The 26,489-nt window shown below is 41.7% G+C and carries 31 protein-coding genes, 1 tRNA gene and 1 pseudogene; 24 read left to right on the top strand and 9 right to left on the bottom strand.

Features of this window, described 5'->3' with window-relative positions; translation table 11 throughout:
* The first annotated feature begins 26 nt into the window (after positions 1 to 26).
* From M3204_RS01495 to M3204_RS01510, 4 genes are all read left to right on the top strand, one after another.
* Positions 27 to 665 (top strand): GTP pyrophosphokinase, encoded by a 639-nt coding sequence (locus tag M3204_RS01495; protein ID WP_251477523.1) that lies wholly within the window; start codon positions 27 to 29, stop codon positions 663 to 665.
* A 32-nt stretch (positions 666 to 697) separates the two neighbouring features.
* Positions 698 to 1,498, top strand: a complete 801-nt coding sequence (locus M3204_RS01500) for an NAD kinase (protein WP_251477526.1) — start codon at positions 698 to 700, stop codon at positions 1,496 to 1,498.
* A 122-nt stretch (positions 1,499 to 1,620) separates the two neighbouring features.
* Positions 1,621 to 1,779 (top strand): hypothetical protein, encoded by a 159-nt coding sequence (locus tag M3204_RS01505; protein WP_251477529.1) that lies wholly within the window; start codon positions 1,621 to 1,623, stop codon positions 1,777 to 1,779.
* 445 nt (positions 1,780 to 2,224) lie between these two features.
* Positions 2,225 to 3,118, top strand: a complete 894-nt coding sequence (locus M3204_RS01510) for an RluA family pseudouridine synthase (protein WP_251477532.1) — start codon at positions 2,225 to 2,227, stop codon at positions 3,116 to 3,118.
* A gap of 106 nt (positions 3,119 to 3,224) precedes the next feature.
* Here the strand turns inward: M3204_RS01510 and M3204_RS01515 are convergent, their stop codons facing one another.
* Together M3204_RS01515 and M3204_RS01520 are read right to left on the bottom strand one after the other, a co-directional pair.
* Positions 3,225 to 3,431, bottom strand: coding sequence for a hypothetical protein (locus M3204_RS01515; protein WP_251477535.1), 207 nt, complete (start codon positions 3,429 to 3,431; stop codon positions 3,225 to 3,227).
* A gap of 2 nt (positions 3,432 to 3,433) precedes the next feature.
* Positions 3,434 to 3,628 (bottom strand): hypothetical protein, encoded by a 195-nt coding sequence (locus tag M3204_RS01520; protein ID WP_251477538.1) that lies wholly within the window; start codon positions 3,626 to 3,628, stop codon positions 3,434 to 3,436.
* Between the two features lie 718 nt (positions 3,629 to 4,346).
* On the opposite strand from M3204_RS01520, the pseudogene M3204_RS23975 reads away from it, so the two are divergent.
* Positions 4,347 to 4,817, top strand: a pseudogene (locus tag M3204_RS23975) (CAP domain-containing protein); the annotation flags it as partial.
* 53 nt (positions 4,818 to 4,870) lie between these two features.
* On the opposite strand, the gene prpE reads toward M3204_RS23975, so the two are convergent.
* A complete protein-coding gene (gene prpE / locus M3204_RS01530; protein ID WP_251477545.1) occupies positions 4,871 to 5,611 on the bottom strand; it encodes a bis(5'-nucleosyl)-tetraphosphatase PrpE in 741 nt (246 codons plus the stop codon).
* A 470-nt stretch (positions 5,612 to 6,081) separates the two neighbouring features.
* On the opposite strand from prpE, the gene mgtE reads away from it, so the two are divergent.
* The 4 genes from mgtE to M3204_RS01550 all read left to right on the top strand — a co-directional run bounded on the left by mgtE (position 6,082) and on the right by M3204_RS01550 (position 10,807).
* Positions 6,082 to 7,407, top strand: coding sequence for a magnesium transporter (gene mgtE, locus M3204_RS01535; protein ID WP_435367715.1), 1,326 nt, complete (start codon positions 6,082 to 6,084; stop codon positions 7,405 to 7,407).
* 34 nt (positions 7,408 to 7,441) lie between these two features.
* Positions 7,442 to 9,301, top strand: coding sequence for a monovalent cation:proton antiporter family protein (locus M3204_RS01540; protein WP_251477552.1), 1,860 nt, complete (start codon positions 7,442 to 7,444; stop codon positions 9,299 to 9,301).
* A 109-nt stretch (positions 9,302 to 9,410) separates the two neighbouring features.
* Positions 9,411 to 10,178: an enoyl-ACP reductase FabI gene (gene fabI, locus M3204_RS01545; RefSeq protein ID WP_251477555.1), complete on the top strand. Its 768-nt coding sequence runs from the start codon at positions 9,411 to 9,413 to the stop codon at positions 10,176 to 10,178.
* Between the two features lie 161 nt (positions 10,179 to 10,339).
* Complete coding sequence (locus M3204_RS01550; protein ID WP_251477558.1) at positions 10,340 to 10,807, top strand: CotO family spore coat protein; 468 nt, start codon at positions 10,340 to 10,342, stop codon at positions 10,805 to 10,807.
* Positions 10,808 to 10,855: 48 nt separating this feature from the next.
* On the opposite strand, the gene M3204_RS01555 is transcribed toward M3204_RS01550, so the two are convergent.
* Positions 10,856 to 11,380, bottom strand: a complete 525-nt coding sequence (locus M3204_RS01555) for a CotY/CotZ family spore coat protein (RefSeq protein ID WP_251477561.1) — start codon at positions 11,378 to 11,380, stop codon at positions 10,856 to 10,858.
* A gap of 203 nt (positions 11,381 to 11,583) precedes the next feature.
* On the opposite strand from M3204_RS01555, the gene M3204_RS01560 reads away from it, so the two are divergent.
* From M3204_RS01560 to M3204_RS01600, 9 genes are all read left to right on the top strand, one after another.
* Entirely contained in the window at positions 11,584 to 11,931 is a 348-nt protein-coding gene (locus M3204_RS01560) for a DUF1360 domain-containing protein (RefSeq protein WP_251477565.1), read from the top strand.
* A 77-nt stretch (positions 11,932 to 12,008) separates the two neighbouring features.
* Complete coding sequence (locus M3204_RS01565) at positions 12,009 to 12,146, top strand: hypothetical protein (protein WP_251477568.1); 138 nt, start codon at positions 12,009 to 12,011, stop codon at positions 12,144 to 12,146.
* Between the two features lie 185 nt (positions 12,147 to 12,331).
* Positions 12,332 to 12,817: a YhcN/YlaJ family sporulation lipoprotein gene (locus M3204_RS01570; protein WP_251477571.1), complete on the top strand. Its 486-nt coding sequence runs from the start codon at positions 12,332 to 12,334 to the stop codon at positions 12,815 to 12,817.
* A 15-nt stretch (positions 12,818 to 12,832) separates the two neighbouring features.
* Positions 12,833 to 13,312 carry a stage V sporulation protein AC gene (gene spoVAC, locus M3204_RS01575; protein WP_251477574.1) on the top strand — a complete coding sequence of 160 codons (480 nt, stop codon included), beginning with the start codon at positions 12,833 to 12,835 and terminating at the stop codon, positions 13,310 to 13,312.
* Positions 13,313 to 14,326, top strand: a complete 1,014-nt coding sequence (spoVAD, locus tag M3204_RS01580; protein ID WP_251477577.1) for a stage V sporulation protein AD — start codon at positions 13,313 to 13,315, stop codon at positions 14,324 to 14,326.
* 15 nt (positions 14,327 to 14,341) lie between these two features.
* Complete coding sequence (spoVAE, locus tag M3204_RS01585; RefSeq protein ID WP_251477580.1) at positions 14,342 to 14,698, top strand: stage V sporulation protein AE; 357 nt, start codon at positions 14,342 to 14,344, stop codon at positions 14,696 to 14,698.
* A gap of 30 nt (positions 14,699 to 14,728) precedes the next feature.
* A complete protein-coding gene (locus tag M3204_RS01590) occupies positions 14,729 to 15,445 on the top strand; it encodes a DUF421 domain-containing protein (protein ID WP_251477582.1) in 717 nt (238 codons plus the stop codon).
* 94 nt (positions 15,446 to 15,539) lie between these two features.
* Positions 15,540 to 15,674 carry a YjcZ family sporulation protein gene (locus tag M3204_RS01595; RefSeq protein WP_251477587.1) on the top strand — a complete coding sequence of 45 codons (135 nt, stop codon included), beginning with the start codon at positions 15,540 to 15,542 and terminating at the stop codon, positions 15,672 to 15,674.
* Between the two features lie 284 nt (positions 15,675 to 15,958).
* Positions 15,959 to 16,213 carry a stage VI sporulation protein F gene (locus tag M3204_RS01600; protein WP_251477590.1) on the top strand — a complete coding sequence of 85 codons (255 nt, stop codon included), beginning with the start codon at positions 15,959 to 15,961 and terminating at the stop codon, positions 16,211 to 16,213.
* Positions 16,214 to 16,356: 143 nt separating this feature from the next.
* Here the strand turns inward: M3204_RS01600 and M3204_RS01605 are convergent, their stop codons facing one another.
* Positions 16,357 to 18,666: an ATP-dependent helicase gene (locus M3204_RS01605; RefSeq protein WP_251477593.1), complete on the bottom strand. Its 2,310-nt coding sequence runs from the start codon at positions 18,664 to 18,666 to the stop codon at positions 16,357 to 16,359.
* Between the two features lie 249 nt (positions 18,667 to 18,915).
* On the opposite strand from M3204_RS01605, the gene M3204_RS01610 reads away from it, so the two are divergent.
* Positions 18,916 to 19,242, top strand: coding sequence for a hypothetical protein (locus M3204_RS01610; RefSeq protein WP_251477596.1), 327 nt, complete (start codon positions 18,916 to 18,918; stop codon positions 19,240 to 19,242).
* 109 nt (positions 19,243 to 19,351) lie between these two features.
* On the opposite strand, the gene M3204_RS01615 is transcribed toward M3204_RS01610, so the two are convergent.
* The 3 genes from M3204_RS01615 to M3204_RS01625 all read right to left on the bottom strand — a co-directional run bounded on the left by M3204_RS01615 (position 19,352) and on the right by M3204_RS01625 (position 21,154).
* Complete coding sequence (locus M3204_RS01615; RefSeq protein WP_251477599.1) at positions 19,352 to 19,774, bottom strand: GNAT family N-acetyltransferase; 423 nt, start codon at positions 19,772 to 19,774, stop codon at positions 19,352 to 19,354.
* Between the two features lie 6 nt (positions 19,775 to 19,780).
* Complete coding sequence (locus tag M3204_RS01620) at positions 19,781 to 20,290, bottom strand: YjcG family protein (RefSeq protein WP_251477601.1); 510 nt, start codon at positions 20,288 to 20,290, stop codon at positions 19,781 to 19,783.
* 138 nt (positions 20,291 to 20,428) lie between these two features.
* Entirely contained in the window at positions 20,429 to 21,154 is a 726-nt protein-coding gene (locus M3204_RS01625) for an alpha/beta hydrolase (RefSeq protein ID WP_251477604.1), read from the bottom strand.
* A gap of 215 nt (positions 21,155 to 21,369) precedes the next feature.
* Between M3204_RS01625 and M3204_RS01630 the strand changes: the two genes are divergently transcribed.
* The 3 genes from M3204_RS01630 to M3204_RS01640 all read left to right on the top strand — a co-directional run bounded on the left by M3204_RS01630 (position 21,370) and on the right by M3204_RS01640 (position 25,024).
* Positions 21,370 to 22,365 (top strand): TAXI family TRAP transporter solute-binding subunit, encoded by a 996-nt coding sequence (locus M3204_RS01630; RefSeq protein WP_251477607.1) that lies wholly within the window; start codon positions 21,370 to 21,372, stop codon positions 22,363 to 22,365.
* A gap of 180 nt (positions 22,366 to 22,545) precedes the next feature.
* Positions 22,546 to 23,082, top strand: coding sequence for a DUF1850 domain-containing protein (locus tag M3204_RS01635; protein ID WP_251477610.1), 537 nt, complete (start codon positions 22,546 to 22,548; stop codon positions 23,080 to 23,082).
* Complete coding sequence (locus M3204_RS01640; RefSeq protein WP_251477614.1) at positions 23,066 to 25,024, top strand: TRAP transporter permease; 1,959 nt, start codon at positions 23,066 to 23,068, stop codon at positions 25,022 to 25,024. The genes M3204_RS01635 and M3204_RS01640 overlap by 17 nt, the downstream gene beginning before the upstream one ends.
* Positions 25,025 to 25,064: 40 nt before the next feature.
* Here the strand turns inward: M3204_RS01640 and M3204_RS01645 are convergent, their stop codons facing one another.
* Positions 25,065 to 25,286 (bottom strand): WYL domain-containing protein, encoded by a 222-nt coding sequence (locus M3204_RS01645; RefSeq protein WP_251477617.1) that lies wholly within the window; start codon positions 25,284 to 25,286, stop codon positions 25,065 to 25,067.
* A 290-nt stretch (positions 25,287 to 25,576) separates the two neighbouring features.
* On the opposite strand from M3204_RS01645, the gene M3204_RS01650 reads away from it, so the two are divergent.
* Both M3204_RS01650 and M3204_RS01655 read left to right on the top strand, forming a co-directional pair.
* On the top strand, positions 25,577 to 26,194 hold the full coding sequence (locus M3204_RS01650) for an NUDIX hydrolase (protein ID WP_251477619.1): 618 nt from the start codon (positions 25,577 to 25,579) through the stop codon (positions 26,192 to 26,194).
* Positions 26,195 to 26,327: 133 nt separating this feature from the next.
* Positions 26,328 to 26,400: transfer RNA gene (locus M3204_RS01655), tRNA-Val, on the top strand.
* The last annotated feature ends 89 nt before the right edge of the window (positions 26,401 to 26,489 follow it).

Here is a 26,489-nt window from a genome sequence, read left to right on the forward strand (position 1 = left end):
GAATAGAACCGGATGAGGTGACTGATGTGAAACACTGGGATCAATTTTTAGAACCTTATAAACACGCTGTTGAAGAACTAAAGGTAAAGCTTAAAGGCATTAGAAGCCAATACGAGCTTGATTCCGACCATTCCCCGATTGAATTTGTCACAGGAAGGGTAAAACCAATTGCAAGCATCCTGGATAAAGCACATCAAAAAGGAATTTCGTTAGATAAGCTTGAAACTGAGATGCAGGATATTGCCGGGTTGAGAATCATGTGCCAGTTCGTTGATGATATTAAAACTGTCGTGGAATTATTGAGGAGCCGGAACGATTTCGAGATTGTCGAGGAGAGGAATTACATCTCCCATAAGAAAGCGAGCGGCTACCGTTCCTATCATGTCGTAATCCGCTATCCGGTCCAGACAATCAGGGGAGAAAGGAATATCCTCGCTGAAATCCAGATCCGTACACTTGCGATGAATTTCTGGGCAACAGTGGAACATTCATTGAATTATAAGTACAAAGGGCTCTTCCCAGAGGATATTAAAATCAGGCTTCAGCGGGCAGCTGAGGCAGCGTTCCGCCTCGATGAAGAAATGTCTACGATCAGAGGAGAGATTCAGGATGCCCAGGCTTTTTTCACACGTAAAAAAGAGATGCAGCAGGATGGGAAGAAATAGTTTAACACTGATATGCGGGGGTGTTTGAATTCATGAAATTCGCGATTACTTCAAAAGGGGATTCCCGGTCAAATACATTGATGCATAAAATGAGGACTTATTTATTGGATTTTGATCTTATCTATGATGAAGACCAGCCAGATATTTGTATTTCAGTCGGCGGCGACGGCACGCTGTTATATGCTTTCCATCGTTATAGCAGCAGGCTCGATAAAACAGCATTTATTGGAGTACATACCGGCCATCTCGGCTTTTATGCTGACTGGGTTCCGGAGGAAATAGAAAAGCTTGTCATCGCTATAGCAAAAACACCTTACCAGGTGATCGAATATCCTCTGCTCGAGGTTATCATAAGATACCAGCATGGCGGCAGGGAAACCAGGTATCTCGCCCTGAATGAATCCACTGTCAAATCCGTTGAAGGCACCCTGGTCATGGATGTTGAAATAAGGGGCCAGCATTTTGAACGCTTCCGCGGCGATGGTTTGTGTGTATCCACTCCATCAGGAAGCACTGCATACAACAAAGCGTTGGGAGGAGCAATCCTTCACCCATCGTTAAGGGCCATTCAGGTCGCTGAAATGGCTTCTATTAATAACCGGGTGTTCAGGACAGTTGGCTCTCCATTAATCCTCCCGGACCATCATACTTGTACATTAAAACCAGTCAACAGGCCGGACTTCCAGGTGACAGTTGACCACCTGACGCTTTTGCATAAAGACGTAAAATCCATTCAGTTCAGAGTGGCAGATGAAAAAATCCGCTTTGCGCGATTCAGGCCGTTCCCATTCTGGAAACGGGTTCATGATTCATTTATTTCTGACAGCGATTGAGTGTGCACCTTTGAAAACGGTTCAAGAACATAACGAGTTGCAGCTAGGGAATCATTAATGACATTTTGTAGGTTGAAAGCCATCAAAGCGTCCAAGAATGGTTTTAAAGGACATTTGAGACGATGGATACCATCGAAATGTCAAAAATACGGGATTTATTGGACATTTCTGAAGGTGACGGCATTAAAAGGTCCAAGAAGAGGGACTTAATGGACATTTCGGAAGGTGAACGGCATCAAAATGTCCAAGAAGAGGGTTTTAATGGACATTTCGGAGGGTGAACCGCATCGAAATGTCCAAGAAGAGGGACTTAATGGACATATCGGAAGGTGAACCGCATCGAAATGTCCAAGAAGAGGGACTTAATGGACATATCAGAAGGTGAACGGCATCAAAATGTCCAAGAAGAGGGATTTATTGGACATATCGGAAGGTGAACGGCATCAAAATGTCCAAGAAGAGGGTTTTAATGGACATTTCGGAAGGTGAACGGCATCAAAATGTCCAAGAAGAGGGTTTTAATGGACATTTCGGAAGGTGAACGGCATCAAAATGTCCAAGAAGAGGGATTTATTGGACATTTCGGAAGGTGAGTGGCATCAAAATGTCCAAAAAGAAGACCTTAATGGACTTATCAGAGATTTAATGACATCAAAATGTCCCAATAGATGATCTTGAACTTGTAAACCCAAACACAGAGAAACAATTAAGACAGGAGCCGCTAATATGGCGAAAAACTTTACATTGGAATTCACAGCTGAGGCTGTTGACCATGGGAAAATGCTAAAGGAGTTCATCAGAGACAAAGAAATCTCCAAATCCGCGCTGACTGACATTAAGTTTAATGGCGGTTTCATTTCTGTGAATGGTCAGGAAGTGAATGTAAGGTATATTATCAAATGCGGTGACCGTGTCAGCGTTGCCTTTCCTTCTGAGGTTCCGTCTGCTGGGATGAAGGGAGAGGAAATACCTCTGTCGCTTGTCTATGAGGATGAATATATTCTTGTTATTAATAAGCCAGCAGGAATGAATACGATTCCATCACGCGAGCATCCAGCCGGCAGTCTGGCCAACGGGCTGATAGGCTACTACGAACGCAGTGGATTATCTGCAACTACCCATATTGTAACCAGGCTTGATAGGGATACTTCCGGACTCGTACTGATAGCGAAGCATAGCCATATCCATCATTTGTTCAGCAAACAACAGCGAGCAGGCGGGGTAAAGCGGACTTATGAAGCCTTTGCTGAAGGCAATATTGAACTTGATCATGGCAAGGTCGAAGAACCAATTGCGAGAAAAAGTGACAGCATCATTGAACGGGAAGTAAACCCAGCTGGGCAATATGCCTGCACTTTATATGAGGTTCTCCAGCGACTCGAAGGTTTTACGCATATTAAGCTTAAGCTTTTGACAGGAAGGACCCATCAAATACGGGTTCATATGGCCCTCATAGGCCATCCGCTGCTAGGAGATACTTTATATGGAGGATACAGGGGTGAAATTTCCAGACAGGCTTTGCACTGCAGAGAAATCAAGTTCTTTCATCCCTTTTTACAAAAGGAAATGCAATTCTCGGCAAACCTGCCGGTCGATATGATTGAAGTACTAGCAAAATAATTCCAGGCAAATCCCAAAAGCGGATTTGCCTTTTTTGATGTGTAGGAAATTATAAAATTATAGTTGTGGATAACTACAGGTAGTATTCTTAATCCAGCTCCAGCGCCTAGTCCCTCGAGTCGCTTGTCCAGCTGCGGCTCCTAACTCCTCGAGACGCTTGTCTAGTGTCGCCTCCTAGAAACTCCGAAACTTCAACTCCCCCCGCAGAAGCAAAAAGCGCTTCTTTGGTGGAGTCTCCAGTTTCTGCGTTTCTGGGCAGTCGGCTATACATTTCGATTTCGGTCCTGCCAATGAAGTCAAAGAACGACTTCACTGTCAGGCCCTCCAGCGCTTGTCGGAGTTGAACAGTTGCCTCCGCTTTTCGAATTGTCTAGTGTCGCCTCCTAGAAACTCCGAAACTTCAACTCCGCCGGCAAAAGCAAAAAGTGCTTCTTTGTCGGAGTCTCCAGTTTCTGCGTTTCTGGGCAGTCGGCTACACATTTCGATTTCGGTTCGCTCAGGTGAAGTCAAAGAACGACTTCACCGGTTGGCCCTCCAGCGCTTGTCGGGGCTGAACGAGGCACTTGCGCTTTTTGTTCATGCAATTCCTTCCAAGTTTTTCACAGATATTTCATTTTATATTTCCGTAATTTCTTCAAATGATAAAGAAGTAATAAACGAAAAAACGAGGAGGAAATATCCATTGGACATATATAAACACGGAAAATTGATTGCAGTATCAGCAGTTATGCTCCTAGGGCTCGCAGCATGTAATAACAATAATGATGAAGCGCTGGATTTGAGAGACAACAGGATGACTACACTCGGCAAGGACCGAACAAGTTATTTGGACAATGATACAAAAAGATTGAAGGAACAAAACGGAAGAAGCGAAACGAGTGCGATTAAAAGGTCTGGACAAAACAGAGGAAATGGAACAAGCGAAATCTTGCAAACGCCAGATGGCTTCCTGACAATTGATCCTAACTCTTACAGCACTGGCATCCCTAGTTCTAAATTTCCTCATACAGAAATGAACCGACAGGGAAGACTTACTTACGAAGATTGGCAGAGGGCACAACGTGACACACAAGAACGGTTGAGAAACCAATTCCCTATAACAGCACCTGAAGGAGCGGCACCTGCACCTGAGCAAGGAACAGCTCCGACACCTGACCTGGGAGAAGCACCAGCACCAGAACAAGCAGCCCCAGCACCAAATCAGGGAACTGCACCTGCTCCAACAGCGCCGACACCTGAGCAGGAAGCAGCCCCAGCCCCAGCACCTACTGAGGAAGCAGCGCCAGCACCTGAGCAGAAGGCAACGCCAAGCGGCACAGAGCTTAGTGCATTTGAATCAAGAGTGATCGACTTAACAAATGAGCAGCGCAGAAAAAATGGTTTGCAAAACCTTCAGCCAGATACAGCTTTAAGCAATGTAGCTCAGGAAAAGTCGAATGACATGCAAGCGAAAAATTATTTTTCACATACTAGCCCAACATATGGTTCTCCGTTCGATATGATGAGGGATTTCGGAGTAACTTACCAATCAGCAGGTGAAAACATCGCGATGGGTCAGCAAAGTGCCGAAGAGGTAGTAAATGCATGGATGAACAGTGAAGGACATAGAAAGAATATTTTAAGCCCTAATTTCACCCATATTGGCGTTGGGCATACTGGTTCAGGAAACTACTGGACACAAATGTTTATTGGTAAATAAGCCAAAAAGCTAACCATTCAGCGTAATGGTTAGCTTTTTTTGATATGGGGTATTTAATCTATCTCCCGAAACTTTTCAGGTACATAGGGCATAGTTGAAGGTACAGACATCAACTCCATCTCTGGATATTTTAGCGCTGTAAGGCGCCAACCGAATACAACCCCTGTATCAATATTGTAAGTATTATTGACGACTCTTGGCTCCTTTACGGGAGTATGCCCATAAACAATTAATGCTTTTCCATTATAACTTTTGGCCCAGTCACGCCTGACCGGTGTGCCGTCAGGGTTTGACTGGCCAGTTATATCTCCGTAAAGAACAAAAGTTTTCACCTTCGAATTGTTTTTTCCTATGTAATCTTCGCGGATGCCAGCATGGGCAATAATCAAACGGCCATGGTCAAGCACCTGATATAACGGTGAGGAATCATAAAGTTCAAGAAAACTCTGGCGAAATATGTTTTTCTGCTTAGTGTCCAGTGATAAATATTCAGCTACAGTTGTTTCAAGTCCATGGGTCGTCTGTACCTTGTTTCCAAGGAGGTAACGATACAGCTTATTGCAGTGATTTCCAGGAACGTAATAACCCGTTTTGCTTTTCATGACTAGTTCCCAGACTATTTGGGCGACCCTTAGCGATTCCGGGCCTCTATCTGTAAGGTCACCGACAAATGCCAGCATTCTGCCTTCCGGGTGGATTGGGATGCCAGACTCCCAGTCATATCCTAACTGAATAGTGAGTTGTTGAAATTCGGCATAACATCCATGTATGTCCCCGATAATATCTAAATTCATGGCATAGATCCTCCTCTTTATTTTACTTTATTCTTCCCGCTGATCAGGAAAAAGAAAAGTATAATTTTCTTATACATGATAAGGAATCTGGCTGATTTGGTCACCTTTTCGCCTCCCAGGGCACCTCTTTGGAATTTTAAAAATGAATTGGCTTAGTTTTCAGCAATTTTTTTCTACAAAAAACATCAAAAGAAAGGGAATGTTAAAAGAAAGACTAATTTGGATTTCAAGACGGATTTTCTATGGGTGGTTTACTATCCTAGTTGACCCTGACAATATTCTGTTTGAACGATATTCCTGAATTGGACCAGATAGTATCAAATTTGAACTCATAAAAAGGGCCCAGAAAAGACAAAGAAAACAAGAAATGCTAGTATAATGGAATGTATCGAAGGAGAAAGGGGGTAAGGTGGATGGCTGAGGAACGGCAAGAATCAGCATCAAAGCAGCAAATCAACATAGGGTTGCTAATGGAAGCACTTTACTCTGAAAAAATTGATGATTTCCGGGCTGAATTTTTAGAATTGCACCCGTACAACCAGGCTGCATTTTTCGGTGAGCTTGATGATGAGACTCGTGCGAAGGTATATAATTTTCTTTCGCCTGAAGAAATGGCCGAACTATTTGAGAATTTAGAAGCTGATGAAGAAAACTTTAAAGATGTGCTGGCCCAGATGAACCCTACTTATGCGGCTGACATGCTTTCAAATATGTATGCAGATGATGCAGTTGATGTCCTTAATGAACTGGATAAAGAACAGGTCGCCAGTTATTTGACGATCATGGATGAAGAAGCAGCACAGGAAATCAAGGATTTGCTTCACTATGAAGAATACACAGCCGGCAGTATCATGACGACAGAATTCATCGCGATTTCCGCTAACCAGACTGTCAGGTCGGCGATGTATATCCTTAAAAAAGAAGCGCCGAGGGCGGAAACGATTTATTATATTTTCGTCATTGATGAAGAGAAGCGCCTGGCTGGAGTCATTTCCTTGCGAGATCTTATTGTTGCCGATGACGACACGATGATTTTGGAAATAATGAATGACCGTGTAGTTTCAGTATCTGTTGGAGAAGACCAGGAAGAAGTTGCGCGTATGATGAGGGATTATAATTTCCTGGCGCTGCCCGTTGTTGACTTTCAAAATCACCTTTTAGGTATCATTACAGTTGATGATATCATCGATGTCATGGAAGAAGAAGCTTCTGATGACTATTCCAAACTGGCAGGTATTGCGGATTTGGATACCATGGATCGTAATCCTTTTTCAGCAGCTAAAAAACGCTTGCCCTGGCTGATTATCCTGCTTTTTCTTGGAATGTTTACGGCAAGCCTGATAGGCAGGTTTGAGGAGACACTTAATAAAGTTGCCATATTGGCGGTATTCATTCCTTTGATTGCAGGAATGGCAGGAAACTCTGGCACTCAAGCGCTGGCGGTTGCAGTCAGGGGGATTGCTACCGGTGACCTTGAAAAAGAGAGCAAGTGGAATATTATTTTGAGGGAGGCTGGTACCGGCCTGATCACTGGATCGATTTGTGGAATTTTGATTACCTTTGTCGTTTACTTTTGGCAGGGCGACCTTTTCCTTGGAGCGCTTGTTGGCATATCTATTTTTATCACCTTGATTATAGCAACTTTGGCAGGGTCTTTAGTACCTTTGCTTATGCACCGGCTGAAAATCGACCCTGCCGTAGCATCAGGTCCATTCATTACGACTATAAATGATATCATCAGCATTTTGATTTACTTCGGAATCGCTACTGCTTTTATGAGTTATCTTACTAAATAACAAATATGAACTTACCAAAAAAGGAGGGCTGAGGATGGAACAGCATGCTTCGATTACCTCTCTCGTAATCGTCATCATCGTTGCATTTTTAACACCTATTTTGCTTCACCGTTTAAAACTTAGCTTCATACCAGTTGTCGTGGCAGAAATCATTATGGGACTGGTCATCGGGAAAAGCGGATTCAACATCGTTCATGAGGATGCATGGCTTGGGACGCTTTCGACATTGGGATTCCTCTTCCTGATGTTTCTCAGTGGTTTGGAAATCGATTTTACTGCATTTTCAGGCGGGAAGAAGAATAAAGTGTTGGCAAATGGAAAAAAGGAACCAAACACCTTTGTCATCTCATCCATTATTTTTGTGGGAATCTTCATCGCTTCGCTAGGTCTTTCATATTTATTTGTACTTGCAGGCTTCATTGAAAATGTATTCCTGATGACGCTGATCATTTCCACGATTTCTCTTGGAGTTGTTGTGCCGACGTTGAAGGACGCACATTTGATGAAAACGAATATTGGTCAAATCATTCTCTTAGTGGCTGTTATTGCCGATTTGGCTACAATGATTTTGCTTGCCGTCTTTGTCTCTCTTTATGATACAGGCGGTGGAAACACTTGGCTGCTTCTTGTACTTTTCGGTGCTGGGGTCGCATTATATTTTATCGGAAAATTTTTCAAGAACCGCACTTTTATCAATGCTTTATCCACCGGGACTACCCAAATCGGTACGAGGGCTGTATTCGCGCTGATTATCCTGCTTGTGGCGATTTCGGAAACTGTCGGTGCCGAAAATATCCTGGGAGCGTTCCTTGCTGGGGTGTTAGTCTCATTGCTGGCACCTGACCAGGAAATGGTACACAAGCTCGATTCATTCGGCTACGGCTTCCTAATCCCGATTTTCTTCGTAATGGTAGGTGTAGAACTGGACCTATGGTCTTTGTTCAGCGAGAAGAAGCTCTTATTGCTGATACCATTATTGCTTGTGGCATTATTTATTTCAAAAATGATTCCCGTATACTTATTAAAAAGATGGTATGATAACAAGACTGTTTTTGCAGCAGGGTTTCTTCTCACGTCAACATTGTCGTTGGTCATTGCTGCAGCAACGATAGGTGAAAGAATGGAAATGATCACTCCCCAGATGAGTGGAACCTTGATTTTAGTGGCCGTTATATCAAGTGTAATTACACCTATAATGTTCAAAAAACTTTTCCCAGCAGCTAAAGCAGAGGAGAAAAAGCTTAAGGTGGCATTCATTGGTGCCAATCAAATGACACTTCCTGTATCACGTGATTTAAAATCTTCATTATATGAGCCAGTCCTGTATCACACAAAACAGGAAAAAGCGGAAAAGCAAATTGCCGATTCTGTTTTTGAAATCATCGAGGTCGAAAATTATGAGATCGAAACATTAGAGAGAGATAAAGTTTATGATGCGGATATTATCGTGATTTCGACTGGTGATGCCGACCTCAATGCTACGATTGCAGTCAGTGCTAAGGAGAAAGGAATTGAACGTGTTATCGCAAGGATTGAAAGCCCGGATCTTGCGGAGAAGGTACAAGAAGAAGGTATTGAGGTATTCTCCGTTCTCCGCTCGACCGAGTCACTGCTACGCGCAATGATTGAATCACCTGGAGTCATGACGATCCTTACGAATCAGGAAAACTCATTGCACGAAATCCGCATGCTTAATGATCACTTTGATGGTATGAGCATCAGGCGTTTCCCATTCACCGGGGATGTCATTTTCGTCCGTATCCTCCGGGAAAATGAATCAATCGTTCCTCATGGGGACACGGAATTGAGGCTCAATGACCGCTTGATTGTCACTGGATCAAAGGAATATGTAGATGAACTGAAACGTGAACTTGAGTTCTGTTTTTGGTGCTAACGATTAAACCCGTCTAAAAAAGGCGGGTTTTCCTTTTCAAATCAAACGATATAGTGTAGAATTAGCACTAGGTACTAATAACTTGTATTAACAGGGGGATATTTTAAAAATGACTCTTTCATTAAACGGTAAAACATATGTAGTAATGGGTGTAGCCAATAAAAGAAGCATCGCCTGGGGTATTGCTCAATCTCTCCACAATGCCGGGGCGAATTTAATTTTCACATATGCCGGTGAGCGTCTAGAGAAAAGTGTCCGTGAACTTTCGGAATCACTTGATAAAAACTATTTAGTTTTACCATGCGACGTTACAAGTGACGAAGATGTCGCTAAATGCTTTAAAGAAATTAAGGAAGCAGCAGGGTCTATTTACGGAGTTGCCCACTGTATTGCATTCGCCAATAAAGAAGAACTGCAAGGCGACTATATGAATGTTACTCGTGATGGCTTCCTGCTTGCCCATAATATCAGTGCATATTCTCTTACAGCTGTTGCTAAAGAAGCGAAGGAGCTGATGGCTGAGGGTGGAAGCATCGTAACTCTGACATACTTAGGCGGAGAACGCGCAATTCCTAACTACAATGTCATGGGTGTAGCAAAGGCTTCTCTTGACGCAAGCGTCCGTTACCTTGCAGCAGATTTAGGAAAGCACAATATTCGTGTGAACTCGATTTCTGCAGGCCCGATCAGAACCCTTTCAGCGAAGGGTGTCAGCGATTTTAATTTAATCCTGAAAGATATTGAAGAAAGAGCTCCGCTGCGCAGGAATACAACTCCTGAAGAAGTCGGCGATACAGCGCTATTCTTGTTCAGTGACATGTCACGCGGAATCACCGGTGAAAATATCCACGTCGATTCTGGATTCCATATTCTATAAGACGAAAGCCTGCGAATCTTAGCGGGCTTTTTATTTTTGGAAAATAAATCTTTAATCCCTTACCATTTTTAAAATAAAAATAGAGGCTATTTTTCCATTTCGTCACCTATCCTAGGCTAACGCATAAATATAAGGTGAGTGGAGTTATGGAGGTGCAATCTATGGGGAGGAAACGCAGTCGCAAGCAAATACCCTTGTTTTACATTCGTCAACCAAATATTGAAATCCCACAACCAGAAATGCAGGAGAATTTTGTTTACAAGTACAGCACAAAACAAAATGAAATGTTAAATGAAAATAATTTAACAACGGATATGGTACAAAAAGAAGCCGATCCACAGGAAATATCACTTGAGGAAGAAAAAGTACCAGAGGCCGAAAAGATGGATACCAACAAAAAGAAATCATTTAATGAATATAGTCTTGAGGAAAAAATCAAACATCTTAAACTTGTCCCAGCATCAGTTGCGAAGGTCAAATATGAGTTCCTTACAATTGACAGGTCATACAAGGGTTATTTTTTGAATCTTAAAGACGGAACGCTAATAATTCATTCTATAAGCCCGAGAAAGAAAAGTGTTAGCATTCTGGTAGAAGACTTAGTTGATATTAAAAGAATTGGATTATAAAAAATAGGCTTACCATTTATGGTAAGCCCTTATCACAGCAAATCTTGTTTAGTCCTCGGTGCCATTCATGGCTGATAACGGCAACGCTGCTACTGGATCCAAGCATGTTACTGCGCAGAAGCAGTCAAGGTCAACAGTGATACAGATTCCAGTTCTGAAGAATTCGTTTCTGGCACCACCAGTTTGGATTTGACGGCATGGAGTATCGAAACCTTCTCCTTCATCACCGCGAGTAGTCAATAACTCAATTTTCGCACAGCAGTTGTCATCCACAGAAGTGACACGGAAGAAGAAAGATCTAAAGCAGTCCAGTCTTTGTGGGCCTCCTCCATTTGGCCTGATGCGAGTTCCAAATCCTTCGAATGGTACGCAATCACCGCAATAAAGAATTAGTGGAATTGTATCTAAACCGTTCGATGGAGTTTGTGCGCCTGCAAGCAATTCTTGAATTGATCTATGGCAGCTAACATCGCAATCATTGTCTACATCCACTTCATCCTGAGCGTCTGCAACTGCTCTTAGTACTTCGCATACACAGCTGTCGCTATCATGTTTTTTACCTTTGCAACCCATAACAAGTTCATCTCCTTTTAGTTGATATGACCTATTGTCCTTAATAGAATATGAATCGCCCGTCTAATGGTGTGGGTGTTTGTCTAATTTTCCGCAGATTCATACAAAAATTAATGACAGGAGCGGACAGGCTCGAGCCCATACATAGGTATTTGCCTGTGCATATGCTGAATCGACTTGATAATATGCAGGTGGTGAGAATCATGGACAGCTGGTTTGATTTTTGCCTGTTGGTCTTCGCTAGCTTTCGTTTGACCCGTCTGATCGTCTACGATACAATCACTGAATTCATTCGCGCTCCATTCCATGAAACAGTCGTTGAAACACTGGAGGATGGCAGTACAGAAACCTATATAGAAATAAAAGGAACCGGCATAAAATTTTGGTTCGGTGAATTGTTAAGCTGCCACTGGTGCACGGGTATTTGGTGTACAGCAGCCATTTATGCGGCTTATGAATTTTATCCTGATTTATCCATACCGTTTATTACAATCCTTGCGGTTGCCGGGCTTGCATCAATCATTCAACATATGATTGTTAAAGACCAGTAAATTAATGAGTCCGTCCAGAACACCATTGGACAGAAGATCATAAAATGAGATATGGACTCTTTAATGAAGGGGTTGTAATGATGCAAGAAGAAAAGAAGGTTAATTCCAAAGGCGAGCAAAACTCAGATTCAGGTTCAAAAAAGAGTATTGTGGGCAACCGTCGCAGGCGTAAAAAAGGCGGATGCGGTTGCGGCAAAAAGAGAAAACAAGCATAGAAGCAGCGTCTGCCAAACAAACTGGCAGGCGTTTTTTTTGGTTCATCCTAAGACATTAGATTCCAATGTAATAAGTGATTAACATTACATGGAAATAAAACCCGCAATAAAAAATTCATAAATTATCATTTAGACGTGGAAAATAATTTTAACCACAAAGTTGACTGCATAGGAAGGGATTAAAGATGAAAATGAGACAGGCAAGTAAGGCTTTCGCAGTTTTGTTGTTACTCGCCATAGGTACTGCTGGATGCTCGTTTGGTAAAACTTCTCCGGACAGCAGGGCATCGATGATCCAATCCATCAACCCAGAAGCAGGGGCGACGAATGATTTCGATGATAAGAATGTAAAGCTGGCTGAAAAGGTTAAAAAGGATATTCAATCGCTTGATGAAATTTATGATGTTGCCGTTATCGCTGGAAAAGAAGATACATTGGTCGCTTACAAGGTGAAGCATATGAAGCGATTTGGCATGAAAAGAATCGAAAAAGAAATCAACAAAAAACTGGAGAAAAACTATCCTGGTGAAAATTTCATTGTCTCAAGCGACTTCAAGATTTTTATTGAGGCAGTTGAATTGCGCGAGAGAATGAAGGATCCGGCCTATTCGGAAAAGAAGGCTGAAAAACAGCTGCAGCGCATTATTTCATTGAAAAAAGAAATGACTTAAGGAAGGATGGGCGAAATGGGGGATAAAAAAAAGCAAAAGCTGACACCTGAGCAGCAGCAGTATCAGCAGCTCGAACAAAAGCATGAATTAAAACGGCCCGTCGTAAAAAATTGCATAAAAGCATTTTTGGTCGGTGGTACTATTTGCTTGATAGGACAGGCCATCACCTATTTTTATATTTACTTCTTCAACTTTACTGAACAGACTGCAGGGAACCCTACGGTCGCAACGATGATATTTATTTCTATGCTTTTAACAGGTTTCGGGATTTACGATCATATCGGCCAATTTGCGGGGGCGGGCAGCGCTGTTCCGGTTACTGGATTTGGAAACTCAGTTATTTCTGCGGCGATAGAACACAGGACAGAAGGGTTTGTTCTTGGGGTTGGAGGAAATATGTTCAAACTGGCAGGAACAGTAATCCTGTTTGGAGTGTTTTCTGCGTTCATTGTGGCGCTTGTAAAGACGCTGCTGACGATGATGGGGGTGTTGTAAATGTTGATCGGAAGGCAGTCATGGCAGTTCGCTAACCGTCCTGTAATAGAATCATGGGCATCTTCTGGCGGTCCATTTGAGGCAGAGGGAAACCTTGCTGCCGATTTCGATATTCTCCATGATGATTTATGGATGGGGCAGGATTCTTATGAAAAAGCCCATCGGCACCTGCTTGAAGAAGCAATAAATTCGGCTCTTCAGAAAGTGAATTTAAGCAAAGAAGATATGCACTTCATGCTTGCTGGTGATCTAATTAATCAGATCACACCTTCTAGCTTTGCAGCGAGAACGATGCAAATTCCATATTTCGGCCTATTTGGTGCCTGTTCTACCTCTATGGAAGGTCTTGCGCTTGCATCCTTCATCGTGAATTATCAGGGTGCAAAAAAAACGATTACAGGTGCATCGAGCCACAACTCAGCAGTAGAGAAGCAGTTCCGCTACCCAACCGAATATGGCGGACAAAAGCCGCCGACAGCACAATGGACGGTGACAGGGGCAGGGGCAGCAGTAGTTACAGATAATCCTGACAAATCCGGTAAACCTGTGACCACCTCAGCGACAATTGGGAAAGTCGTCGACATGGGATTGTCAGATCCATTCAATATGGGTGGAGCAATGGCTCCCGCGGCAGCTGATACAATCATTTCTCATTTCAAGGATTTAAACATCGAGCCTTCTTATTATGATCTTATTGTCACAGGTGACCTTGGCCGGATTGGCCAGGAGACGACATATGAGCTTTTACATCAGTCGGGTTTAAATATAACGAGAAATCAATTTCAGGATTGCGGCTTGCTGATCTATAAAGATGACCAGCCGGTGCAATCCGGCGGCAGCGGAGCTGGGTGCTCAGCATCAGTCCTGTATGGGCACTTATTGAACCAGATGAAAAAGGGCGTATACAATCGAATTCTTGTTGTGGCTACAGGCGCTCTGTTATCACCACTCTCTTTTCAGCAAAAAGAAAGCATTCCGTGCATTGCTCACGCCGTTTCAATCGAGATGAATTAGAAAGGAGGAAACACCTTGCTGCCTATGTTTTTCTGGTCATTCGTCATTGGAGGACTGATTTGTGTATTCGGTCAGCTTATGTTTGATATTGCAAAATTGACACCTGGCCATACAATGAGCTTGCTTGTAGTGATTGGAGCGGTCCTTGATGGCTTTGGTTTATATGAACCTTTAATCGATTTTGCCGGTGCAGGTGCTACGATTCCGATTACAAGCTTTGGCAACGCGCTCGTACACGGAGCTTTGCAGGAAGCTGAACAGCATGGATTGGTTGGTGTCCTGACAGGGATGTTCGAAATAACAAGTTCAGGTATTTCTGCAGCCGTCATTTTTGGTTTTATTGGCGCCCTTATTTTTAAACCAAAAGGCTGATCTATTTAGTCCAATTTAAGGAATGATTTAATGCCTGATATTCTCAGAACCGTAATCCGCTCCATCATGCTGATTATTGGCTTGTTCATCATCACAAAGCTTCTTGGAAAAAAGCAGTTGTCCAGCCTGTCCTTTTTTGAGTACATTGTCGGGATTACAGTTGGCGATATCGCGGGTACGCTATCAATGGATCCAGATTTGAGCTTGAGGGACGGAATTGCCAGCATGATTGTCTGGTCATTTGTTCCTTTAGCCATCTCGATGATTTCATTGCGAAGCAGAGCATTCCGCAATATTGTCGAAGGAAGATCAACAACCTTCATTGAACAAGGGAATATCATTGAGAAAAATTTACGCAAGGAAAAATACAGCCTGGATGAATTACTTGAGCAGCTCCGGAAGAAGAGTGTATTCAGGGTTGCAGATGTTGAATTCGCTTCACTTGATTCAAACGGTGAATTAAGTGTTTTATTAAAAAAAGCGAAACAGCCGCTGCGTTATGAAGATTTCAATAATGATAAAGAAGATGAATCTTCACCAGTGTCCGTTATTATGGATGGAAAGATGATTGCGGAAAATTTACAGAAAATTAGCTTGAGCAAAGAGCAGCTTTATGAAAAACTTCGTGATCATGGCTATGAACAGCATGAAGTTTTTTATGCTGAAGTGGAGCATTCCGGGAAGATTAGTGTGGATGTTTATGATGAATATATGGCCAGCCGCTTTCCAGATTTCGAGAAGGTGTAGGTTACCTGTATTACATAACAATTAAGCTCGCCCAAACAAAAAGGGCAGCCTCACATATATTGATAATGACTCAATAAAAGTGAGGTGAAAAAGAATGGGCTTCGGTTGCGGCTGGGGCGGCGGTTATGGTGGTTACGGCTATGGCGGTGGCTATAACGGTTCCACTTTTATATTGATCGTCGTTTTGTTCATTTTGTTAATTATTGTAGGAGCAAGCTTCTACAACTAAGGAAAAAATCAGGAAAAGCCGTTTCAAGCAGAAGCGGTTTTTCCTGTTGTTAAGGAAATTATAAAATAATTTAGTTATGGACTACATGTAGTATTCTTAATCCAGCTTCAGCGTCTAGCCCCTCGAGACACTTGTGCTTTTTGTTCATGCAGTGAAAAAATTTTTTGCCACTGTATAGGCGCAATGGTGGAAGGGTTTTTCAGGGGCAGAGCAACTGCCTCTCTTTCACCATTTCCCGGTTCCTTCATACTATAGAATAGCTAGTGAAGGAGGCGTGATTTGATATGGATAATAATTTCTTCAAGAATATAGAAAAAAAGACTGGCGTAAATATGAAGGATGTTTTTGAACTTGCGAATTCATTGCAAAATGCAAATTTTAAAGATGAGAAAACCGTTAGAGGCGTAATTCGCCGCGTATCACAAATTGCCAATAAGCCTGTAAATAAGGAAATGGAAGACAAGATTGTTGAATCCATCGTAAAGGATGGAAAGCAGCTTGATTTTGGCCAAATTTCTAAAATGATTAACAAGAAATAAGATCTACATTGTAAATCAGGACCTGAAATTAGCATCCAGGTCCTGATTTGGCATTTTTCTTTTAGATTTTTTTCGTTTTCTATAAACCTTGGTTCATAAACTTAAGATCCATACGGATATAAAGTATATTCGAAAAGCAACAATCAATGCGCAGATAACCTTCTTTTTAAATTAGCAAGGAAACGGGAGGGATTTACTTTTCTTCCCCGCCTTCTCTGCGGAACAGAAATAAAGAGATTCTTTTGGGCACGAGTCACCGCTACATAAAGCAGCCGGCGTTCTTCCTCCATAGGCTGCCTGTCTCCATTGCGATAAGAATCCAAAGCATAATCGTGGGGGATGCTGCCGTCTACAGTACCGATAATGTATACATTTTCATATTCCAGCCCTTTTGCACGATGGATGGTGCTGAGTGTAATGGCGTCCGTTACATTTTTGCTGCTCCGTTTAACTTCTGCATTCATAGCTGTCATATGGTCTGCGTGCTCAATGAATTCTGCAACCGTTTTAAAATTCCGTGCCGCCACTTTCAAGTCACGGATGTCATCTGAACCCTTTTCAAGCTGATTGCCCTCATTGCCGCGCTTCTTGATAAAATCCTGGTAACCAAGATCCTTCTCAACTATGTCAATGGCTGTGACAGGTCCCAAAGATGAAAGGGAACGGACAATAGGGATAAGTTTTTTAAGCTTTTGTTCCTGGAAGGCAAAGCCAGTTTTTACATGTGCAAGAGCTTCAAGCATCGAACAATCGTTCAGGATGCTGTTTGCCTGTAGATCTCGGAAAATAGACTGCTTCAAGAAGAGTGAAGGAAGGATATTTTTTACCGCTTCAGAATCATCTGGATTAAGGCTCAAGCGTAAAAAAGAGAGCATTCCTTTTACCATGAACCGTTCGTAAAACGATTCAATATCCTGGTCGACGCGGAAGGGCAGACTCGAATTGGCGAGTCTTTCGAATACCGCCCTGCTGGCTGCATTCGTCCGGAACAGGATCGCAAAGTCACTTGGGCGGGCGTCATTTTCAATTCGTTCCTTGATATCTGTCAGGATCATCGTAGCCTCTTCTTCCTCATCATATGGATGGAAGAGTACCGGTGGACATTCACCAGAAAACTGTGCCTTCATATCTTTTTCATGGCGTGTAAGATTAGCCGAGATGACCGTATTGGCTGTCTCAACAATCTCATGAGGTGACCGGTAATTTTGGTTGAGGATGATCAATTTGGTTTCTTTGAAGTCATCCTTAAATTTGAATAGATAGGCTGGATCGCTGCCGCGGAATGAGTAAATGGACTGGTCGTCGTCCCCGACTGCACAGACATTTTCTGTTTTGCCGGAAAGCATTTTAACCAACTCATACTGAACCTTGTTGATATCCTGGAATTCATCTATTAAAAAATACTGAAAACGATTTTGGTAGTTTTCGAGAATATCAGGCTGCGATTTGAAAAGCTTAAAACAGCCCAAGAGCATGTCGTCAAAATCGAATATTTGCTGTCTTTCTTTAGCTAATTCATAGTCTTTATATAGTAAAGCCACTTTTTCTTCCCATGGAGATTCAGGCTTAACCTCGTTTGGCATGATCATTGTGTTTTTCCACAATCCAATTTGCTGGAGGGCAAGATCATAAGCAAATTCCTTTTCATCCAGATGAAGCTTTCTGCCGGCCTCTTTTAATATATGCTCCCTTTGCCAATCCTTTTTCATTAGCTTGTCAGAGGACCATTTCTCCCGTTCATGGTAGCAGAGGATCCTATAAAAAATACTGTGGAATGTTCCGGCAACTAGCTGATTGACTTTTGCTGGCGACATACCTGGATAATGAGTGATTCGCTTCTTCATTTCAGCGGCTGCCTTTGCAGTGAAGGTCACAAGCATGATTGCACCAGGATCGATTTTTTTCTCTTCAAGCATGAATGCGGTCCTGGCAGTCAGCACCCTCGTCTTTCCGCTTCCGGCGCCGGCAAGGATCAAAAAAGGACCATCTGTGCTCATGACTGCCTGTTCCTGGTTTCCGTCAAACTGAATCCCAGAGTCCTTCAACTGCTTTAAATACTTTAATTTAACTCCTGGAACAGCCGGAGGAATGGGCATAAACGGTGAGGGAATCTTGATTTCCCGGGGAGCGACAAACTGCTCTTCTTTTTCAGCTTCAGCTGTAATAGAACGAGATCTTGGGATGCGAAATCCATTTTGCTCTGTATATTCAGTAATCTCAGCAGGTTTAGCTGGATTCGTGTCTTGTAGATTTAAATCATTGCAATCTTCCTTGTTTGAAAGATGATGGTAGAAATGAGGCTTGTCCTGAATACCGAGATATAGGCGGACAGGATCCCCGCATACAGAACAAGTAAGCATGCCTTTTTTTCCATCATCATATAGCTTCTGGTAGTCCTCACGACTATACTGCTCAAGGCTGATTATTTGTTGATTGTATTTAGCAGTCTTCATGATTTTTCCTCATTTCCGTCCAAAAATAACACAATCTTTATCATAACAGAATAAGATTTTTAACAAAAGATTGTTTTTCATAGAGTGTTGTTTTCCGGGACAGAAAATCATAGAAACAATCATTTTGAAAAAAACAGGTCATAAAATAGCAATTTATAAGTTTAATACGGACAGAAAGAGGGGAGAAGAAAAGAAGGATATAGTGAGATTGAAAATCATTTAAAATATTAGTGCTTGGGGGAAATCATAATGGGATATATTCTTCCGGTGACGAATTATCAATATATACAGTACGCAGAACGTGAAATAGGTACAGATTACGATCCGTTTCAAATAGGGAGAATTTCAAGGATCCGTAAGGAAGACCCTGTGCAAAAAGGCCGGGAGCAGGAGTTAGTGGCACCAGCGCAAAAACGCCAGGATCAGCAGCCAGTGGCCCGTATGCAAATGGCGGGAACGGATTTCAACTACCCTAAAATCGACCGGGTTTATAAAAAAAGAGTTAACCCTTTAGTAGTCAACCAGACATATGCTGAACTAACGGGAAAAGGAAAGCACTACAGCGAGTCAATTTAAACTCAGCTGCAGTGCTTTTTATTTTTAGGTGCTATTTTTTACAAAGGAAAATAAATGAACCGAACAAAAAAATTCTCCTTTCAATGTGTGAAAGGAGAACTTTAAACATTCAAATCGTTTTCTTCATCGTTTTATGCGGAATGCCGGCATCAAGGAATTCTTCAGATACTGTTTCATAGCCCAGCTTGCTATAAAAAGGAATTGCATGTGTTTGGGCATTCAACTTTAATGTAGTGATGCCCTGTGCTTTGGCATACTCTTCAATTTTATTCATGATAGCCACACCGGCGCCTGTTTTACGATTTTCTTTTAAAACGCAGATGCGCTCAACTTTTCCAATTCCATCTAATACACGGAATCTTCCTGCGCCTGCTGTTTTGTCATCATCATATAAAACGAAGTGAACCGCGTCGGATTCATACTGGTCGATTTCTTCTTCTTCAGGTACATTTTGTTCATGGATGAACACCGTCCGGCGAACATCAAATGCGTCTGCTAATTCTTGTTCGGTTTCTACGATTTTTACTTCCACTTATGATTATTCCTTTCCTAGGCGAAATGTTTCATATACAGTCCAAGACCCATTTTCCAGCTGATAAAGTAAATGGATGCGATCTGCTGTATCTTCAAAATTGACGTTGGTCATCCTTAACGAACCATATACATCAGAATGCTCATCATCTGACATTTTTTGTCCGATTGTAATATGTGGCACAAAATTGTACTCTTGATTGCCGTCAAATGCGGAATTAAGCTCATTACGAAGTTTTTCCAGTTCTTCTGGTGAATCCACTTTTAAGTAGATCACGTTATTTGTAGGCTTGAAGGAGCCAATTTTATTGATTTTGATGTCTACGGGACCGAAGTTACGCGCGATTGTATAAATCTTTTCAGCAATATCCTTGATTTCTTCTTCAGTGGCTTCGAATGCGTCCTTTAGGGTCAAATGAGGCGGAATCAATGCATAATGCGGGTCATAGCGCCTTCTTAATGAATTCGCATAATCCTGGATTTTCTTCGATGGAAAAATGACAATACCAAATTTCATCTTAATACCCCCGTTTCAAATGGTTGATGCTATATCAAATTAAATGAAGTAAACGAAATAATGATTTATCATTCATTATAACAAATTTTCTAAATATATAATATAAAGACGCATTTATTCTATTAAGTTCTATTTAAATTATGAAAACATTAATTTTATGGCTCGTTTTAAATCAGGCTGCCAGTAAGTCCAAGTATGGTCTCCAGGGAATTCATCGTAAAAATAGGAATATCTTTTCTCTTTGAAAATAGATGATATCTCCCTGTTCGGGGTTAAGAAATCTTTGTTTTTGGAGGACGATGTTTTTACGACTGTTTCCTTTTCACCCACGGTGTGATAGATATTCAGTAAAGAAGGCTGGCTGAAGTTTTTCGCTGCTGACAATACTTGCTCATTGACATATGGTGACTGAAGCAAAACTCTGCCGAAAGTATGCGGATATTGCAGGGCTGCGAGCAGGGAAACAGTAGCCGCCAGCGAATCGCCAATCAATGCTCTTCCCATTCCCATTTGGTAGGTTGGATAATGTTCATCCAAATATGGCACAAGCTCGTGTGCCAGGAATCGGATATATGCATCGTGCTGTTCTCCCTCAGGATGATATTTTCTGCGTCTGTCTTCAACAGATTCATAAGGAATCCCGATAATGATGACGTTTTCAATTTCTTTTTTGCCTAACAATTCATCTGCAATACGTCCAATTCTCCCCAATTGGAAATAATCGCGTCCATCCTGGGCGATCAGCAACGAGTATTTATATAGAGGAGAATAGTTAGCAGGCAGATACACCAGCATCGTTATATCTTCTCCCAATTCCTTGCTTTGCAATGTGACTTCATTAATTTTACCCATTGGATAATCCATTTTCAAACCTCCAAATCGATCAATCTGCAATGTTATCATCTATCTTCACAACGATTTTAGCATATGTATTTTGAAAAAGCTTTCTTGGCATTCTATATATAATTGCAAAGGATACTATTTATCAAATTAGTAAGCAAGTAACATGTTTGACAATTGTGTGAACTCTTATGGTAAGATTATGATGAACAACTCTATATTTATAAGGGGGAATACTGATGAAAAAAAGAAAGTTTCTTTTGTTCACTGCACTAATGCTTGTTCTTTCCATGGTGCTTGCAGCATGTGGTGGCGGCTCTGACGAAAAAGGCGGCGGAGAAGGCAAATCAGAAGAAAAACCAAAATACATGAGCATTCTTACTGGTGGGACAGGTGGTACATACTTCCCGTTGGGCGGAGCATTTGCCAATATTGTCTCTGATGCAACAGGGGTTAGCACAAATGCTGAAACAACAGGAGCTTCTGCTGAAAACATGCAGAGCATTAAAGACAATAAAGGTGAGATTGCATTCACTCAGACTGATATCGCTTCATACGCAACTGAAGGAAAGCTGATGTTTGATGGAAATGCGATTGATAATATCAAGGCAATTGGTACTCTCTACCCAGAGACCATCCAAATCGTCACAACAGAAAAATCCGGTATTAAAACTGTAGAAGACCTTAAAGGTAAAAAGGTTTCAATCGGTGCACCAGGTTCTGGTACTGCAGCGAATGCGGAACAGATTCTTGAAGCGTATGGATTGACTCTTGATGATATCCAAAAGCAAGATCTTAGCTTTGATGAGTCCGTAAACGGAATTAAAGATGGCAATATTGACGCTGCATTCGTAACTGCTGGACATCCAACAGCTGCTGTCGAGGAACTTTCAGCAACAGAAAAAGTTGTCATTGTTCCAGTAGATGCAGATAAGGCTGATAAGCTTATCGAAAAATACCCATACTACACTAAAGAAGAAGTACCAAGCGGAACATATAAGCTAGGTTCAGCTGTTCCAACTGTAGCTGTTCAGGCCATGCTTGTTGTAAAAGCAGATCTTTCTGATGAAGTTGTCTATGATATCACTAAGGCAATCTTCGAAAATCTTGACCAGGTACAACATGCTAAGGCAAAGCAAATCAAACCTGAAAATGCTTTGAATGGTGTTGGAATCGACGTACACCCAGGTGCTCAAAAGTACTTTGATGAAAAGGGAATCAAAGCAGCCGAGTAATAGATTGGCCCTGACCGGACAAATTCCTTGCGAGGACTTTGCCCGGTCAATTCATATTCACATGAATATACTCCGGCGCGTTCCCCTAAAGGATAGACCGAACTCTCACCCGGTCTTTTTTTTACTGTATGAATATCTAACCTCCAAGATAGTCATTGGACAGGCGAGGCAGGGGTTATATTGAAATTAAGTAAGAGTAAAAACAAGATCTTCGTTTTGCTGCTCCTCATTCTTTTATTATTAATAATCTCAATGTACATTCCTTATAAACAAGCAGTTGTTTTTATTCAACCGGAAAGTGATGATATACTCTGCTATGTGCCTATAGCTGCAGGAGAATCATTTAAGATTAAATATAAGCATTCCATTCACTTGTCGGATGTCATTGAAAGCTATATAGTAACTGAACAAAATGAAATCCAGCAATATGAATTGGAATATGAGGATTTTGCAATCGGCATGCCATCTGAAGTTGCTGAAGGAGAAGTTTTCGAGATGGAGGATGGCAAATACTTTGTAAAAAACATGGACAGGAGGTTTGAACACTTTGACCTGCGGGTTGGCAAGGTCAGGGCCAATCATACCTTTGTTCAAGGGAATGTTTCCTATCCGCTTACCCGGGCAATTGAGCCTGGCACCAGGGTGCGGATATTAGTGAAAAAAATTAATTTTATTCAGCAATTGGAAGGAGTGAATATCCTTGAGCACAAAAAATGAAACTTTATCACAACAGGAACAGCAGGAGCTGCTGGAAAAATACGATCCTGAATCAGCTTCAAGGAAACTAAAAGGAATAATGGGCATCATTGCATTTGTTTTACTGCTGTCATTCTCATTGTTCCAGTTGTACACTTCTATATTCGGGGTTTTGACTGCGCAGCTGCAAAGATCAATCCATTTAGGCTTTGCGCTCGCATTGATTTTCATCTTGTTTCCAGCCCGCAAGAAAGACCGGATTCATCATAAAGTGGCCTGGTATGATATCATTTTGGCACTAATTGCGATCGCAGTAGGTGCTTATTGGCCATTGATGATTGATGAACTGGTTAATAGGGTTGGACGGCTCACTCCAACAGATTTTTATATCGGTCTTGCCGCAGTTTTACTTGTACTTGAAGCGACAAGAAGGACGGTGGGACTGCCAATTACCATTATCGCGGTATTGTTCATGGTATACGCATTGTATGGGCCATACATGCCGGGATTCCTGGCACATAGGGGACTGGAACTCGACAGTTTAATTCAAACCATGTTCTTCACTACTGAAGGTATCCTAGGAACCCCATTAGGTGTTTCGTCTACGTTTATCTTTTTATTCTTATTATTTGGGGCTTTCCTTGTAAAAACAGGTGTTGGTCAATACTTTAATGACCTTGCTGTGTCTATCGCTGGTAAAAGAGTCGGCGGACCAGCAAAGGTAGCGATTTTTTCAAGTGCCCTGCAGGGAACCATCAGCGGAAGTTCGGTAGCTAACGTTGTAACGTCTGGTTCATTTACAATTCCTATGATGAAAAAACTTGGTTACCGCAAAGAGTTTGCTGGTGCAGTAGAAGCGGCAGCATCTACGGGTGGCCAGCTGATGCCTCCTATCATGGGAGCAGCTGCTTTCTTGATGGTAGAATTCATCGGCGGAGGGATTACTTATTGGGATATCGCGAAGGCTGCTGCTATTCCAGCATTGCTTTATTTCACCGGTATTTGGATCATGACGCATTTCGAAGCAAAACGGGTTGGGCTCCGAGGTTTGAAAGATGAAGAAATGCCTAACCGAAAGGAAGTTGTGGCTAAAATTTACTTGCTTCTGCCAATTTTGGCGGTCATTATCCTGATGGTATCTGGTATGAGTGTTATGCGTGCTGCTCTGTGGAGCATACTTATCACCATCGTTGTGAGTGCAATTAAGAAAGAAACCAGGATTGGATTCAGAGATATGATTGACGCGCTAGTGGATGGTGCGCGCACCGCATTAGGCGTAGCAGCTGCAACTGCTGCTGCAGGTATCATTGTTGGAGTAGTTACTAAAACAGGTCTAGGCTTAAAGCTTGCTAACGGGCTGTTGGATCTAGCCGGAGGACATTTGCTCCTTACCCTGGCATTCACGATGGTAGCATCTCTTGTTCTTGGCATGGGGTCACCCACAACAGCTAACTACGTAATTACTTCAACGATTGCCGCTCCGGCAATTATCTTATTAGGTGTACCCGATTTATCTGCACACTTATTTGTGTTCTATTTCGGGATTATTGCAGATATTACCCCACCAGTGGCACTTGCAGCATTTGCCGCAGCAGGAGTGTCAGGAGGGGAACCGATAAAAACAGGTGTCAACTCGGCAAAACTGGCTATCGCAGCTTTCATCATACCTTACATGTTCGTATTGTCACCAGAATTGTTAATGATTGATACAACTTGGTATTATTTGATTTGGGTAGTATTCACTGCACTGGCAGGTATGATGTTAATCGGAGCTGGAATAATTGGATTCTGGCTGAGGAAGTTATTCTGGTACGAAAGGTTAATTGGTGTCGTTGGTGGATTGATGCTCATCTATCCTGAGAAAATTACCGATATCATCGGCCTTGGTTCATTTGTTTTAATTATTGCTTTGCAATTATTGATTAAGCGAAATGATACAGCAGAGACAAGTCCAGCTAGCTAATAGTATATTTAAGAAGTCCTCATTGCGGAGGCTTCTTTTTTTAGCTTGTTTTAAGAAGCTTACGTTTTTCAGGCATGACTGAAAGAATATTATCGATTTTGAAAAGACGATCCTCACTGCGCAGATAACAAAATGCTTTAAAATAGTTGCCGCGCAATTCTTTCACGATTATTCTCCGTTGAGTGATCTGGTTGTTTGCCGCCAAGTAAATCATTTCCACAGGCGTGTTTTCTTTAAGCGACTTTGTAAGCAGAGTATTCATGGTATCACCTCCATAATTTTATACTATTATTATACCCGAACATTCGTTCTTTATTCAAGGAAATAAGAACAAATGTTCTTTTGTTATTTGATAAGAAAGCATAAATTTCACTTCGAGAAATGTCCAGCTCCAGCGCCTAGCCCCTCGAGTCGCTTCGGTCCGCCCAATGAAGTCAAAGAACGACTTCACCGGTCGGCCCTCCAGCGCTTGTCGGGACTGAACAAGGCGCTTGCGCTTTTCTTATTTTATAGGAAATGAATGTTATAATTTTTAAATGGAGGGATGAAAAAATGGAAAGTGAAATGTTGAAGATTTTTGATGAACATGGAATTGAAATAGGAACGGCACCTCGGTCGGAAGTACATAAAGCAGGACATTGGCATAAAACCTTTCATTGCTGGTTTATTGAGAGGATTGCTGGAATAGACTATCTTTATTTTCAAATCCGCAGTTCTGCAAAGAAGGATTATCCTAACTTATTGGATATAACTGCGGCAGGACATATTTTAGCGGATGAGAATTTCATGGACGGCTTAAGAGAGGTTAAAGAAGAGCTGGGGATCGACTTAACTAGTGAGAAAATTATAGAACTTGGAATCATCAAAGATTCACTTGTCAGCCCTGAATTTATTGATAAAGAATTATGCCATGTGTACTTATATGACAAGCATGTTCCATTTGATAATTACGAACTTCAAAAAGAGGAAGTCTCTGGAATAGTGAGGGCAAGAATTGATGACTTCGAAAAACTATGGTTTGAGGAATTGAAAGAATTAAAAGTTGATGGATTTCAAATAGATGATAATGGTGCAAAGAAGCCTCTAAGCTTGACAGTCGTTAAAAATGATTTTGTTCCGCATGAGGATTCATATATTAAAAAGGTAATCAAAGGAGTAAGAAATTTATAGTTTTATATTTTATTTTAACGAGTGGGATTTTATATTCTAATGAAGGTTACTTTCGATTTAAAATATATTGACACGACAACCATTCCAGTATATATTAGTAAATGTCCTCACTAAAAAGGACAAACTGAATGACGATTCCTTAGCTCAGCTGGGAGAGCGCTACCTTGACAGGGTAGAGGTCGCTGGTTCGAACCCAGTAGGAATCATACTAAAAACCTCTTGATAATTTTATCAAGAGGTTTTTTTATTGTCTTTCGAAAATATCCAGAGTCTTTCAAGACGAGTCACGGGTATA

It is taken from the genome of Mesobacillus subterraneus (assembly GCF_023715485.1).
Lineage (GTDB): Bacteria > Bacillota > Bacilli > Bacillales > Cytobacillaceae > Mesobacillus > Mesobacillus subterraneus_B.

Bases quoted from the DNA above. Each gene is read 5' to 3' on its own strand.
- M3204_RS01500 (WP_251477526.1), top strand. From the start codon at position 698: ATGAAATTCGCGATTACTTCAAAAGGGGATTCCCGGTCAAATACATTG.
- M3204_RS01505 (WP_251477529.1), top strand. From the start codon at position 1,621: ATGGATACCATCGAAATGTCAAAAATACGGGATTTATTGGACATTTCT.
- M3204_RS01510 (WP_251477532.1), top strand. From the start codon at position 2,225: ATGGCGAAAAACTTTACATTGGAATTCACAGCTGAGGCTGTTGACCAT.
- prpE (WP_251477545.1), bottom strand. From the start codon at position 5,611: ATGAATTTAGATATTATCGGGGACATACATGGATGTTATGCCGAATTT.
- mgtE (WP_435367715.1), top strand. From the start codon at position 6,082: ATGGAAGCACTTTACTCTGAAAAAATTGATGATTTCCGGGCTGAATTT.
- M3204_RS01540 (WP_251477552.1), top strand. From the start codon at position 7,442: ATGGAACAGCATGCTTCGATTACCTCTCTCGTAATCGTCATCATCGTT.
- fabI (WP_251477555.1), top strand. From the start codon at position 9,411: ATGACTCTTTCATTAAACGGTAAAACATATGTAGTAATGGGTGTAGCC.
- M3204_RS01550 (WP_251477558.1), top strand. From the start codon at position 10,340: ATGGGGAGGAAACGCAGTCGCAAGCAAATACCCTTGTTTTACATTCGT.
- M3204_RS01555 (WP_251477561.1), bottom strand. From the start codon at position 11,380: ATGGGTTGCAAAGGTAAAAAACATGATAGCGACAGCTGTGTATGCGAA.
- M3204_RS01560 (WP_251477565.1), top strand. From the start codon at position 11,584: ATGGACAGCTGGTTTGATTTTTGCCTGTTGGTCTTCGCTAGCTTTCGT.
- M3204_RS01565 (WP_251477568.1), top strand. From the start codon at position 12,009: ATGATGCAAGAAGAAAAGAAGGTTAATTCCAAAGGCGAGCAAAACTCA.
- M3204_RS01570 (WP_251477571.1), top strand. From the start codon at position 12,332: ATGAAAATGAGACAGGCAAGTAAGGCTTTCGCAGTTTTGTTGTTACTC.
- spoVAC (WP_251477574.1), top strand. From the start codon at position 12,833: ATGGGGGATAAAAAAAAGCAAAAGCTGACACCTGAGCAGCAGCAGTAT.
- spoVAD (WP_251477577.1), top strand. From the start codon at position 13,313: ATGTTGATCGGAAGGCAGTCATGGCAGTTCGCTAACCGTCCTGTAATA.
- M3204_RS01590 (WP_251477582.1), top strand. From the start codon at position 14,729: ATGCCTGATATTCTCAGAACCGTAATCCGCTCCATCATGCTGATTATT.
- M3204_RS01595 (WP_251477587.1), top strand. From the start codon at position 15,540: ATGGGCTTCGGTTGCGGCTGGGGCGGCGGTTATGGTGGTTACGGCTAT.
- M3204_RS01600 (WP_251477590.1), top strand. From the start codon at position 15,959: ATGGATAATAATTTCTTCAAGAATATAGAAAAAAAGACTGGCGTAAAT.
- M3204_RS01605 (WP_251477593.1), bottom strand. From the start codon at position 18,666: ATGAAGACTGCTAAATACAATCAACAAATAATCAGCCTTGAGCAGTAT.
- M3204_RS01610 (WP_251477596.1), top strand. From the start codon at position 18,916: ATGGGATATATTCTTCCGGTGACGAATTATCAATATATACAGTACGCA.
- M3204_RS01620 (WP_251477601.1), bottom strand. From the start codon at position 20,290: ATGAAATTTGGTATTGTCATTTTTCCATCGAAGAAAATCCAGGATTAT.
- M3204_RS01625 (WP_251477604.1), bottom strand. From the start codon at position 21,154: ATGGATTATCCAATGGGTAAAATTAATGAAGTCACATTGCAAAGCAAG.
- M3204_RS01630 (WP_251477607.1), top strand. From the start codon at position 21,370: ATGAAAAAAAGAAAGTTTCTTTTGTTCACTGCACTAATGCTTGTTCTT.
- M3204_RS01645 (WP_251477617.1), bottom strand. From the start codon at position 25,286: ATGAATACTCTGCTTACAAAGTCGCTTAAAGAAAACACGCCTGTGGAA.
- M3204_RS01650 (WP_251477619.1), top strand. From the start codon at position 25,577: ATGGAAAGTGAAATGTTGAAGATTTTTGATGAACATGGAATTGAAATA.